General features: G+C 68.7%; 9 protein-coding genes. 2 read left to right on the top strand and 7 right to left on the bottom strand.

Annotation, left to right across the window (positions count from 1 at the left end; genetic code table 11):
• Window positions 1-162: 162 nt before the first annotated feature.
• From glmM to eccCa, 7 genes are all read right to left on the bottom strand, one after another.
• On the bottom strand, window positions 163-1,506 hold the full coding sequence (glmM, locus tag FXO18_RS08260; RefSeq protein WP_149360589.1) for a phosphoglucosamine mutase: 1,344 nt from the start codon (window positions 1,504-1,506) through the stop codon (window positions 163-165).
• A gap of 250 nt (window positions 1,507-1,756) precedes the next feature.
• Window positions 1,757-2,311 carry a 30S ribosomal protein S9 gene (gene rpsI / locus FXO18_RS08255; RefSeq protein WP_149360588.1) on the bottom strand — a complete coding sequence of 185 codons (555 nt, stop codon included), beginning with the start codon at window positions 2,309-2,311 and terminating at the stop codon, window positions 1,757-1,759.
• Complete coding sequence (gene rplM, locus FXO18_RS08250) at window positions 2,308-2,751, bottom strand: 50S ribosomal protein L13 (protein ID WP_149360587.1); 444 nt, start codon at window positions 2,749-2,751, stop codon at window positions 2,308-2,310. Before rplM ends, rpsI begins: the two co-directional genes overlap by 4 nt.
• A 207-nt stretch (window positions 2,752-2,958) precedes the next feature.
• Window positions 2,959-3,249, bottom strand: coding sequence for a WXG100 family type VII secretion target (locus FXO18_RS08245; protein WP_149360586.1), 291 nt, complete (start codon window positions 3,247-3,249; stop codon window positions 2,959-2,961).
• A 118-nt stretch (window positions 3,250-3,367) separates the two neighbouring features.
• The gene (locus FXO18_RS08240; protein ID WP_149360585.1) at window positions 3,368-3,685 is read right to left on the bottom strand and encodes a WXG100 family type VII secretion target; all 318 of its coding nucleotides are present in this window, start codon (window positions 3,683-3,685) and stop codon (window positions 3,368-3,370) included.
• A gap of 235 nt (window positions 3,686-3,920) precedes the next feature.
• A complete protein-coding gene (locus tag FXO18_RS08235) occupies window positions 3,921-5,381 on the bottom strand; it encodes a hypothetical protein (protein WP_149360584.1) in 1,461 nt (486 codons plus the stop codon).
• The gene (eccCa, locus tag FXO18_RS08230) at window positions 5,363-9,361 is read right to left on the bottom strand and encodes a type VII secretion protein EccCa (RefSeq protein WP_149360583.1); all 3,999 of its coding nucleotides are present in this window, start codon (window positions 9,359-9,361) and stop codon (window positions 5,363-5,365) included. Before eccCa ends, FXO18_RS08235 begins: the two co-directional genes overlap by 19 nt.
• 324 nt (window positions 9,362-9,685) lie before the next feature.
• Between eccCa and eccD the strand changes: the two genes are divergently transcribed.
• Together eccD and mycP are read left to right on the top strand one after the other, a co-directional pair.
• Window positions 9,686-11,137: a type VII secretion integral membrane protein EccD gene (eccD, locus tag FXO18_RS08225; protein ID WP_187774247.1), complete on the top strand. Its 1,452-nt coding sequence runs from the start codon at window positions 9,686-9,688 to the stop codon at window positions 11,135-11,137.
• The gene (gene mycP, locus FXO18_RS08220) at window positions 11,137-12,540 is read left to right on the top strand and encodes a type VII secretion-associated serine protease mycosin (protein WP_149360581.1); all 1,404 of its coding nucleotides are present in this window, start codon (window positions 11,137-11,139) and stop codon (window positions 12,538-12,540) included. The genes eccD and mycP overlap by 1 nt, the downstream gene beginning before the upstream one ends.
• The last annotated feature ends 99 nt before the right edge of the window (window positions 12,541-12,639 follow it).

Below are 12,639 nucleotides of genomic sequence, written 5' to 3'. Positions count from 1 at the left end.
CGTCACCCAAGTTTTTCCCTGGCATCGGGCAGCGGCCGGGGACTTGCCGAGGTCCGCGAGCGGCAAAAGCACCGGAAAACGTCAAACGCGATAGAAACCACCCTGGATCCTGCGGGGCTTCTATCGCGTTTGCAGACATGTCCGGGGCTCGCACCGAGGGACCTACACCGAGGAGACGACTTTCGCGAGCTGCTCGGCGACGCGCTGCGCGTGCTCCGCCGTGGTCGATTCCACCATGACGCGAACCAGTTGCTCGGTGCCCGACGGGCGCAGCAGCACCCGGCCCCGCTCGCCCAGGTCCTGCTCGGCATCGGCCACGGCAGCCTGGACAAGAATGTCGCGGGTCGCCGCGTTCTTGTCCCGGACCCGCACGTTGATCAGGACCTGCGGCAGGATCTCCATCACGCCGGCAAGCTCGCTGAGTGGCTTGCCGGTCTCGGCGATGCGGGCCATCAGGCGCAGCCCGGTGAGGAGGCCATCGCCGGTGGTGCCGTGGCCCGGCATCACGATGTGGCCGGACTGCTCGCCCCCGAGGCTGTAGTCCCCGGACTTGAGCTCCTCGAGGACGTAGCGGTCACCCACCGCCGTCGTGCGCACGGTGATGCCCTCGCCCTGCATGGCGATGTGCAGGCCCAGGTTGCTCATCACGGTCGCGACGAGGGTGTCCTCGCTGAGCTCGCCAGCATCGCGCATGGCGATGGCGAGCACAGCCATGATGGCGTCACCATCCACGACGTGCCCGTGGGCGTCCACGGCGAGGCAGCGATCGGCGTCACCGTCGTGGGCGAGCCCGATATCGGCCTGGTGCCGCACCACCGCGTCCTGGAGCATCGTCAAGTGGGTGGAGCCGCAGCCCTCGTTGATGTTCAGCCCGGTGGGCTCGTTGTTGATCGCGATGACCGTCGCCCCGGCGGCAGCGTAGGCGGCGGGCGCAGTGCTCGACGCGGCCCCGTGCGCGCAATCCACCACGACGGTGATCCCCTGGAGGGGGGTGGAGATGGTGGTAGCGAGATGCGCGAGGTAGCGGTCCTGCGCACCGGGGGCGTCGGTGATGCGCCCGATATGACTGCCGGTGGGGCGCTCGACGCTGCCCTCGGCGATCGCGGTCTCGATCTGGTCCTCGATATCGTCGGGCAGCTTGCGCCCACCGGGGCCGAAGATCTTGATGCCGTTGTCAGGCATGGGGTTGTGCGAGGCAGAGATCATGATGCCGAGCGCGGCATCGTATGCCGCGGTCAGGTAGGCGACGGCAGGAGTGGGCAGCACACCAACGCGCACCACATCAACGCCTGCGGCCGCGAGCCCGGCGGTGACGGCAGCCTCGAGCATCTCGCCGCTAGCGCGGGGGTCGCGGCCAACGATAGCGATCGACCGCGCGCCGGATGGGTTCTCCGCGCCGCGCGCGAGGACTCCGGCGGCAGCGCTGGCCACTGACACGGCCAGTTCCACGGTGAGATCAGCGTTGGCGAGCCCCCGTACTCCGTCGGTTCCGAATAGTCGACTCATCCGCCCGTTCACTTCCCTTCCACGTCGTCGACGTCAACTATCGCATTATCTTGGCCGGTTGGGCTCCACGACGGACCGGTGCGCCCGGCCTGGTTGTGGCGCGGTGGGAAAAGGCTCGCGTCCCAAGGAGCAGGGCGGCCGGAGCAGGGAGCGGGGATAACAGCGCGGAAAACGAGCAGGCCCGGACCTGTGCGGTCCGGGCCTGCTCGCGATCACGTGCGGCAATGAGCAGCCCACACGTATCGATGGATCAGCGCTTCGAGTACTGAGGCGCCTTGCGGGCCTTCTTGAGGCCGTACTTCTTGCGCTCGGTGGCGCGCGCGTCACGGGTGAGGAAGCCAGCCTTCTTGAGGGCGGGCCGATCATCCGGGGTGACGTCGATCAGCGCACGAGCGATGGCGAGGCGCAGCGCGCCTGCCTGGCCCGACGGGCCGCCGCCGTGGAGGCGCGCGTGGATGTTGAACGCGCCATCACGCTCGACAAGCACCAGCGGTGCCTTGATGAGCTGCTGGTGCACCTTGTTGGGGAAGTACTCCTCAAGGCTGCGGCCATTCAGCGTGAACTGGCCATCACCGGAGCTCAGGCGCACCCGAACGACAGCTTCCTTGCGCCGGCCCACGGTCTGCACGGGACGGTCGAGGTTGATCGGGGCCGCGGCCTCGGGCTCGGACTCGGTGGAGTAGCCCTCGTCGGCGACGTCCTCGGCGACGATCTCCGCGGGATCCGCGGACTCGTCGGCGATGATGCCCTCGTCGACGTTCTCGTATTCAGGCGTGGTCACGTCCTGCTCCTCCGGTGTGGTCACTGGGCCACCTGCTTGATCTCGAACGGGATGGGGTTCTGGCCGGAGTGCGGGTGCTCGGGGCCTGCGTAGACCTTGAGCTTCGTCGCGATCTGGCTGCCCAGCTTGTTCTTCGGGATCATGCCAACGATGGCCTTCTCCACGACACGCTCGGGGCGCGTGGCGAGCGCCTCGCCGATGGTGCGGGACTTCAGGCCACCGGGGAAGCCGGAGTGGCGGTAGATCCGCTTGCTGTCGCGCTTGTTGCCGGTGAGGGCGACCTTCGCGGCGTTGACGATGATGACGTAGTCGCCACCGTCGAAGTTGGGGGCGAATGTGGGCTTGTGCTTGCCACGAAGAATGTTCGCGGCCTGGACTGAGAGCCGTCCGAGCACCAGATCGGTAGCGTCAATGACGTACCAGGTGCGCGTGACGTCGCCAGCCTTGGGGCTGTACGTAGGCACGGTTCTACCTCGTCTTATTCGTATTGCTGCCGGCCAAGCGGTGTAGCGGGGCCGAGCCCGGCGGCCGGTTGAGACCCGGGGACCTGTCTTCGCTACATGCCGAGGGAGCACTCTACCGCGAACCATTTCCGCTGGTCAAATATGAAAGCAGCCCCGATGGACCTCTCCTTCCATCGGGGCTGCTCGCAGTGGGCGGCTATTGGGGGATTAGGCCCACTGCTGGGCGGCGGCACGCTCGGCGTCCCGCATCTGGTCATTGCCGTCGCCGACGGCCCGGCCGACAGCGTCGAGGATGAGCTTGAGGTTCAGCGCGGCGTCGTCCCACCGGCGCTGCTGCGCCTGGTAGTTCGCCGAGGCGCCACTGTCCCAGGAGGCCGCGAGGGTCGCCACGTACCCCTTGAGGTCGTTGAGCGTGTTGTCGAGGCTGGCGGCGGAGGTCGCGAGATCGGCGCGGAGCGCCTCGATCTGCCCGAAGTTGTACTTGATCTGATCAGACATGAGGTTCTTCCTTGTGAGGTCGCAGAGTGAATTCACAGAATGAGATCGCAAAAGTGGTGCAGCACAGAGGTCGTTCCGTGCGGGGCTGGGCGCCGCCGGATCGGGGCGGCCCTAGCGCCTAGGACATGTTCAGCATTCCGCCCACGTTGTTAAGCGAGCTGGCGTTGGCAACCTCGGCGCCGTCGTACTTGCGGCCGCTCTCACGGATGGCTTCGCTGATCGCGGCGAGCGCGTTGTTGAGCTTGACCGCCTCGGCGTCCCACCGGCTGATGAGCGAGCCGAACGCGCCCTTGGCCTGGCCGCGCCATGCGCCCTCGACGTTGGCGATCTTGGCATGCAGCGCGTTGAGCTGGGCGCGCACGTCCTCGCTGACCTGCTGGACATGGTTGGCAGCGGCATTCATGTCCGCCGTGGTGGTCGTCAAGTTGTTGCTCATGGGTTCCCTCCCCTAGTTCCGATGGACCCGGCGCGATCGATACCGGGCCCAAGCACTGCCGCGGATGCATTCTCCGGGTTCGCTAATATCTGACGCGGCGGATCCCGGTTTGGTTCCGCCCGGGCAAAAAAAGTTCCAGAATCTTCTGCCGGTGTTGTCGAACCATCCAATGAACAGCACTTGAGCTGCACAGACAGCAGCCAGATGAGGTGGGTCACACTCCTGGCTCCCGCGCTCATCCCGCGTGCCGAACCGTTTCAGCAAGCTCCAGGCATTCCGGGAACGCCCCATCCATCGCCGGGACGGAGCTGCTCGACTCGCAACCGATGTTGGCCTGCCTGCCGCCCACCAGGAGGACGAACCACGTCACGTTGCCCCGGACAGCGCCGCGCGCGTCGACCAGCACTTCGCGATACGCGGCCTCCGCTCCGGTCCCGCCCGCCGAAGCCTGCTCGAGCCGCGGGTCCGATTCCACGAGCCGCGAGATCTCCCCAGCGATCCCATCCCGATCGATGCCAGGGCCAGGACCGCGCCGCGCGATCAGGATGCGTCGCTCATCGGCATGGTCGAAAGGCAGCAGCTCCGCCAGGAATCCGCCGGGATCGCGGTGATCCGCGAAATCGCTCCAGCCCATCCCCCAGCCCTCTGGGAGCGTGATGACAAGATCTCCGATGGTGGCCTCGGTCCCATAGCCGGATCGTGGCTGCTGAACGGTGGAGGTGGGCGCGGCATCGCTCGCGGCGGTCCGGCCGGGCACGGGTGGAACGCCGTCGGCACCGCCCCGGAACGCAGCTAGGAGCAGCGCCGCACCACCGAGCAGCAGCACGGAGCACGCCAGCGCCAGGCCGCCTCGCGCGGAGCGGGATGCCCATGATGGCTGGGCCTGTGGTCGCTGTGGCCGCCCCGCTGGCGAGTTGTGGGCCGCGCTGCCCCAGGCTGATGGAGGGCTTTGCAGCTGCATCGCGGGCAGGAGCCCGGCGGCACCGTCGAGCAGGCATTCCTCCATGCCGGTCCCCGTGGCATCGACGCGCGCGGCGGCGGGATCGACCCCCGCGGCCTGGGGCGGCACGGCATCGGGATCGTCGATGCTCGTCGCCAGCACCCGAGGCTGGGACGCCCCGATCCCGAGGATCGTCTCCACTCGCCGCAGCCCATCGTTCTCGACGACCACGAGCTTGCTCTCGCCCGGAAAGCGTCTCGCCCGGTCCGCCGCGCACGCCACGGCCACGCTCACCAGCTGCACCACGCTCGCATAGCGCCGCATGGCGGAGGCCAGAGCGCGTCGATGCCCCGCGGGCCACCACGTCGGGTGCACGATGACCAGCGTGTCGAGCGGCTCGCGCGCATCCAGCCTGGCGTGCCGCGCGAGCGCATCGATGACTGCTGGCATCGGGATGGTCCTCGAGGAGAACGCCAGCACCGGGTCGTCGAGGAACTCGAGCGGATCAGGCTCGGCGTCGAGCAGCTCGGCCTCCGTCCGCCCCGGCCCGGATTCGTCTCCGAAATGCTCGTCGCCCACCACGATGGAGCTGCCCCGCAGCCTCACCATGGTCGGTCGCCGCACGATGCGGCCCTGTTCCCGCCAGGCCATGTATCCGGCCCCGATCACCATGCACCGCTGGCGCGCGAAGGCCTCGCCGGGGATCGTCGCACTGGTGGGCCGCGCACCGGCCTGGATCACTGGGGCGGTGTCCATGCGAGCTGGACCCGCTGCTCACCACCACTGCGGGTGATCAGCACGCCACGGCCCGGAGGCTGCTCGCTGGGCCGCACCGAGCCGATCAACGCACCCTCGTCACGGCTGCCATTCATCACCAGCCCCATCGGGTTGAGATCGCGCAGCGAGGCCATGACCGGCTCGAACAGGGCCCGCGAGGCACCGCCGGTGCGCCGGGCGATGATCAGGTGCAGGCCCACGTCCTTCGCCTGGGGCAGCAGGTCGAGCAGGCCCGAGAGCGGGTTGCCACCGTTGGTCGCGACGAGGTCGTAGTCATCGACGATCACGAACACCTCGGGGCCCGACCACCAGGAACGGTCCCGCAGCTGTTGCTGGGTGGTGCCAGGACCAGGTAGGCGATCGCGCAGGAACGCGCCGAGCTCGCCGATCAGGTCCTGCAGGTTCGCGGCCGAGACCGCGTACCCGGCGAGGTGGTTCGTCTCGACCACGCCGAGCATGGTGCGGCGGAAGTCCGCGAGCAGGATCTTGGCCTGCTGGGGCGAGTTGCGCTCCATGATGCCCTCGCAGAGGGAGCGCAGGAGCGCTGTCTTGCCGGACTCGGAGTCCGCGAACACCACGAGGTGCGACTGCGCGGCGAAGTCCACGCAGACCGTCCGCAGCTCTGCCTCGTTGATGCCGATCGGGATCGACAACGGATTGCTGGCGCTGGCCTGCAGATCGAGCTCGTGCCGCGGAAACTGCTCGGGCAGCATCCGCACCGGTGGAGCAGCCCTGTCGCCCGCCCTCTCGACTAGTTCCCGCACCGCTGCGCCGACGCCGTCGGTGAGGTCCTGCGGATCCGCGGGAGGGAGGAACGTGGGCACGGCGATCAGCATGTGCAGGCCGTCGCGGGTGATGCCGCGTCCCGGCTGCCCCTCGGGCACGAGCATTGCTGTCTTGCGGTTCATCTCGGAATCGTTGGCATCGCCGAGGCGCAGCTCGATGCGGGTGCCGAGCTGGTCCTTGGTGCCTGCCCGGAAGTCGGTCCATCGGGAAGCGCTAGCAATGACGTGCACGCCGAACGACAGCCCTTGCGTGGCGAGCGCGCCGATGGCGGCCTCGAGCTCCTCGAACTCCTGGCGCACGGTCTGCCAGCCATCAACGACGAGGAACACATCGCCGAACGGTGCGTCATCGATGCTGTGCCAGTCGGTGTCGCGCTGCTGGTTGCGGGCCCGGCGGTACTCGGCCATCGAGGAGATGCCAAGCCGCTGGAACAGCTTCTCGCGGTGCCGCATCACTGTGGTGACCTCGGCGACGGTGCGCCGGATCCGGTCCGGCTCCAGCCTGCTCGCGACCGAGCCCACATGCGGCACCTGGGCGAGCCCGCCAAGCGAGCCGCCACCGAAGTCCAGGCAGTAGAACTGCGTCTCGCGCGGGGTGTGGGTCGCGGCGAGCGCCATGATGATGGTGCGGATCGTCGTGGACTTGCCGCTCTGCGGGCCACCCACGACCACGATATTGCCCTGGCTGGATGACACATCGATGACCAGGGGGTCGCGCCGCTGGTCGTAGGGACGATCGACGATTCCGATGGGCACTCGCAGCGAGCTGCCGGCGACCCCCTCGCGCGGGATGCGCTGGGCGGGCGGGACAAGCTGGCCCACTGTCGGGGAGGTGGCCAGCGGGGGCAGCCATACCTCGTGGGCATGGGGCCCGCGGCCACGGACAGCGGAGAGCACCAGGTCGAGCACGGTGCGTTGCATCGCGGTGGGCGCCGGGCGGGGTCGCGCGGGAGCCTCGGCCTGCTCCTGGGCCGGTTCCGGATCGGATGGTCGCGCGGTGAACGGGACCACGCGCAGCTCGCCCGTTCCGGTGGCCACGGCGGCATCCTCGATGGTGGCGGGCGGGACATAGCCGCCCGATACATAGGAAGCGTTGAAGCGCTGCGGCTCGGCGGAGTCGACCTTCAGGTAGCCGGCACCGGGCACCGGGGGCAGGTGGTAGGCGTCCGGAACGCCGAGCACCGAGCGGGACTCCTGCGCGGAGAAGGTCTTCAGGCCGATCCGGTAGGACAGGTGGCTCTCGAGGCCACGCAGGCGGCCTTCCTCGAGCCGCTGGCTGGCGAGCAGCAAGTGCATGTGCAGCGACCGGCCGAGCCTGCCGATCATCACGAACAGGTCCGCGAAGTCGGGCTTCTGGCTGAGCAGCTCGGAGAACTCATCGACGACGATGAACAACGCGGGCATCGGATCGAGCGCGGCCCCGTTGTGGCGGGCACGCTCGTACTCGGCGACGCTGGCGAAGTTGCCCGCCGAGCGGAGCACCTGCTGGCGACGGTTCATCTCGCCCTCGAGCGCATCACGCATCCGGTCGACCATGGTGATCTCATCGGCGAGGTTGGTGATGATCGCGGCCACGTGCGGGGCGCCCTCGAGGCCCAGGAACGTCGCGCCGCCCTTGAAGTCAACGAGGACAAGGTTGAGCGATTCGGGGGAATGGGTGGCGATCAGGCCCAGCACGAGGGTGCGGAGGAACTCGGACTTGCCGGATCCGGTGGCGCCGACGCACAGGCCGTGCGGTCCCATGCCGTTCTCGGCTGATTCCTTGAGGTCGAGCTCGATGACGCTGCCATCCTCCGCATGCCCCACCGGCACGCGGAGCCGGTCCCGCCCGCGGCGCGGGCGCCACATCGCATCGGGATCGAAGCGTGCCACATCGCCCGCACCGATCATGGCGGCCCAGTCCGGCAATCCCGCAGCCGTCGGATCCTGGGCGCTGTGCACGGTACCCGGCGCGGCAACGCGATAGGGCGACAACGCCATCGAGGTCATGCGCGCCACACCAAGCCCCACATGGTCGGCGCGAGCGAACATCTCGGGCCCGCTGGGGCCCTCGGCGCCGATCTGGTCGTCCTCCACGAGCAGCGAGATCCCGCGGCGATCAGCAAGAGCGGCCGCCGACCCATCCAGGTCGATGATGGTCACGCCATCGACGCCATCGCCAGCTATCAGGGGCTCATCGCCATCGACGATGCCCCCGTCGACAACGATGAGCACATGGGCCTGGCCCGCGGTGGCCGGGGCGCCCCGGACGAACCGCGACCTGCCCTCGAGGAACGGGGCCAGCCGTTCCGCGGCATCGTGCAGGCTTGGATAGATCATCCGCTCCGGACCGGCGATATCGCGGCGGCCCGGGTGCTCGGCGTGCGGCAGCCACTTGGCCCACTCCCAGTCGGCAAGCTCGGCATCCCCGCAGACGATCACCACGCGCAGGTCGTCAGGACCGTGGAACAGGGCCAGCTGGCACGCCATCGCGCGAACGACAGCGCGCGCCTGCTCGGTGCGACGGCCCGCGCTGCCCCGCATGGTGATAGCGGCGAATCCGCGCATGGACAAGGCCACCGGAAGATCGGGCACGATGGAATGGGTCCGCACGAAGCGGCGCAGCGCGATCACCGAGATCGGCTCGAGGTCCTCGGTGGGGCCTGTCTCTGGTGGCACCAGGGCCAGCGCGAGGCGCTGCGCCCCGATGCCGATGCGCGCGGAGAGGTACTCGTCGTCATCGACGGAGCGTTCCCACATGCGTCGGCTACCGGCGAGGCACCACAGTCCATCTGGCGCGGGGTGATGCCATTGCACGGCGGCGCGCTGGCGGGACGCGGCGTCGAGCACATCAACGCGAGCGTCGCCGAGATAGCGCAGGTAGTCCTTGCGCTGCTCGTTGAGCTCCGCGGTGCTTGTCCCGCCGCGCCCGCCCGCGCCAGCGAGCATGCCTATCATCGATACGGCCATCATGACCGGGAACATCAGCATCATCGGGTTGCGCGCTGCTCCTGAGGAGAACATCAGCGCGACCATGCCGATCATCGCGAGCACCATCACCACGGGCAGCAGCTTCTGCACCATGTTTCCCGGCACGGACCGTGGCAGCTCGGGTGGAGTGCTGAGGCCGAGCTCACCACCCGGCATGAGTGGCGCCTCGCTGCGGCGGCCACGAACGACATGCACGATACTCATCGCATTTCCCCCCTGTGAACAGGTCTTTACGTGCCCCACTCCCCCAAGCGGGCACGTGGCGCGGCCAACTTCCACCACGCCAGATCGCTCCCCGGATCACCCGGTTCGCACATGTACTCTAGCATCGCGAACCCCGCCTACGACTTTTCAAATTCACCGATCCAGCACATACTGGAGGCGGCCAAGCACTGACGATGGGGGTATCCCAGTGCTCGGAACCACCTCGCGCCACCGGCATGGGAACCGGAAAGCGCACCAGCACAAGCACGCTCGGCGGCCTTGCCACATCGCCACCGCGCACCACGAATTCCGGGGGGAACTCGCGTGAATGATCTGTCGCATGAAAATCTCGGCACCAGCGATGCGCCATCGCTCTGCCACATCTGTGTTGTCTCGCCCACTCGGCAGATCGACATCGCCCTGCCCGACACCGTTCCGTTGATCCTGCTCATGCCCCGGCTCGTGGAGCTCACCGCCGCCGATACCGGCAGCGGCAGCGGCCGTCAGCATGGCAGTGGATGGACCGTCGCGCGCATCGGCGGCGAGCCGCTCGATCACAACCACTCGCTCGGGCGCCTCGGCATCCGCAACGGCGAGATGCTGCTGCTCAGCCCCGCCGAGGAGGCACCCCCTTCGGTGCTGTCCGACGATGTCATCGACGCGGTCGCGAGCTACGCCAGCAGCGAATCGTCGATCTGGGCCACCGGCAGGACCCTGCCGATCACGTGCCTCATGCTCATCCTCACAGCTCTCGTCGCCGCTGCGGCAATGCTCGGCGCGCCCGCGGGAACGCACCTCGCGCTCGCCAGCATCGTGCTGCTCGCGATACCAGCCCTGATCACCCTCGCGCTGCTGGGCAAGCGTTCCCGATCGCCCTGGGCCACCACCAGCCTGCTCATCGCGACCGTGCCGCTGGTCGCCGGAGCGCTGGGACAGCTCATTCCCGGCGACCCCGGCGCCCCCCATGCTCTGGTCGCCGCGATCTACACGCTGTGCCTGATGATCATCGCGGCCCGCCAGGCCCCGGAGACCGCGCACATCCAGACCTCGCTCGCGGCAATAGCAGCCGTTGTCGCGCTCGGAACGATCCTGCTGATGATCGCTCCGATGGCACCTGTGCATGCCGCGATGGCCTGCCTTGCCGCCAGCCCGTTCGCCGCGGCCCTCGCCCCACGCCTCGCGATGGCGCTCGCCCGGCTCCCGCTGCCCCCGGTGCCATCACCCGGGATGTCTCTCTCGCTGGCGGATCCAGCAGGCGATGCCCCCGGAGCTACGAGCCACCCCGCGACGGCGACAGCGGACGTGGAGAGCCGGACCGTGGTGGCCTACCGCTACCTCGATGGACTGCTCGCGGCAGTGCTCGCGCTGAGCGCGGGAGCAGCCGCGATGACAGCCTTCCACCTCGCGAGCACAGACGACCCCCACGGCTACGCGGAGCTCGCTCTTCTCGCTGTCATCGCCTCGGCATTCCTGCTGCGTGGCCGCGGCATCGCGCGCACTGCCCCCGCAGTGATCATCGCGAGCACGGGCGCGCTGGTAGCCGCGGCAGCGATGCTGGGCGCGGCCTGGTCGCCACTGGTGCCCACCACTGCCGTCGTGGCCGTCGCGCTCGTCATGCTGCTCGGAACGTTCATCATCGGAGTCGTCCTGCCCGGTGGCACCTACACGCCCGTGCAGTACCGCCTCGTCGAGCTGCTCGAATACCTCATGCTCGCGCTCGCTGTGCCAGCCGGCCTGTGGGCCCTCGACCTGTTCAGCTACGTCCGGGGCCTGTGATGCCATCGCCATCACCAACCACCAACAGGCTCGGCGCCTCCCTCGCGGGGCTCGGCCTCGCGATCGCCGTCGGCACCGGCACGGTGACCGCGCAGCCACCCACGATCGATGATGCCTTGCTGCCCCCGGGCGGGCCCGCCGCCCCGCTCGAGCCGACGACGCAACGGTTCACCTGCACCTCGGGCGCGGCCAGCGAAGGCCTCGATGCCGCGGCGCTGCCCCACTCGGCGCAGTCGCTGCGCTACGAGTCCGCCTGGCCATTCGCCCGCGGGCGCGGGCAGATCGTGGCGGTCATCGATACCGGCGTTGATCCGCACCCGCGACTGCCCGGCCTGATCGCGGGCGGAGACTTCGTGGGCACTGGCGACGGCACCTCCGATTGCGACGCGCACGGCACACTCGTCGCCGGGATCATCGCTGCGACCAGCAGCCCGACCGACTCCTTCGCCGGGGTCGCGCCCGAGGCCACGATCCTGTCGATCCGCCAGTCCAGCCTCAAGTTCGGGCAATCCGCCCGCTCCGACGAGAACAGCTACCAGTCCGAGAACTCCACCGGCACCGTGATGACCCTGGCGATGGCCGTGCGACGTGCCGCGGACCTCGGCGCGACCGTCATCAACATCTCGGAGGTCGCCTGCGCCCCCTCCCGGCTGGCCCTCGAGGACCGGACGCTCGGAGCCGCGCTGCGCTATGCGGTGGATGTGCGCGATGTCGTCGTCGTCGCGGCAGCGGGGAACGCGACCGAGCAAGGCCCCTGCAAGCACAACCCGGCAGCGAGCCCGGACGATGGTGGCCAGCCGAACTGGAACAGCTTCGACACCATCGCGACCCCCGCCTGGTACGACGACTATGTGCTCGCGGTCGCCTCGGTCGACACCGAGGGCGCGCCGTCGGACTTCACCCTCAGCGGGCCCTGGGTGGACATCGCCGCGCCAGGAGAGGCCATCATCTCCCTCGATCCGAGCTCCGAGGTCCTCGCCGATGCGCTCGCGAGCACCGACGAGACGGGCGCTGTGCAGCTTGCTGGCATCGCCGGCACCAGCTACGCGGCACCCTTCGTCGCCGGCACCGCGGCCCTTGTCCGGGAACGATTCCCGGAGCTTTCCGCGCGCGAGGTGATCAATCGGATCGTAGCGACCGCGCACGCCCCGGCCGAGGGATGGAACCCCACCCTCGGGCATGGGATCGTCGACCCCTTAGCGGCCGTCACCGCGGAGCTCGGTGATCGGCCACCCATCGTCGAGAAGGCTGCCTATCCGGGGAAAGCTGCCCAGCCCGTGGCCGCTCCTGCTATCCAGAGCGATTCCGTGGGACCCGCCGGGACCATTGCGGCAGTAACAGCTTTCGGTCTTGTGATGGCGACCGCGATCGTGCTCCTCATTTCCGGGCGCCGCCGCGAATAGACGCGGGGAAGCCAGGAGAACCCCCAACCAATCCCTTATCGGATACTCATTCGACGCTCGCCTCAATATTCGCGAGCGCGGTAAAGGGCGAGCAAGAAT

Origin of the sequence: Lolliginicoccus suaedae (genome assembly GCF_008312885.1) — a bacterium.
GTDB lineage: Bacteria > Actinomycetota > Actinomycetes > Mycobacteriales > Mycobacteriaceae > Lolliginicoccus > Lolliginicoccus suaedae.
This window is presented reverse-complemented; position numbering and strand designations above follow the sequence as displayed.

Coding starts and splice junctions, on each gene's coding strand:
- glmM (WP_149360589.1), bottom strand. CDS start 1,506: ATGAGTCGACTATTCGGAACCGACGGAGTACGGGGGCTCGCCAACGCT.
- FXO18_RS08245 (WP_149360586.1), bottom strand. CDS start 3,249: ATGTCTGATCAGATCAAGTACAACTTCGGGCAGATCGAGGCGCTCCGC.
- FXO18_RS08240 (WP_149360585.1), bottom strand. CDS start 3,685: ATGAGCAACAACTTGACGACCACCACGGCGGACATGAATGCCGCTGCC.
- FXO18_RS08235 (WP_149360584.1), bottom strand. CDS start 5,381: ATGGACACCGCCCCAGTGATCCAGGCCGGTGCGCGGCCCACCAGTGCG.
- eccCa (WP_149360583.1), bottom strand. CDS start 9,361: ATGAGTATCGTGCATGTCGTTCGTGGCCGCCGCAGCGAGGCGCCACTC.
- mycP (WP_149360581.1), top strand. CDS start 11,137: ATGCCATCGCCATCACCAACCACCAACAGGCTCGGCGCCTCCCTCGCG.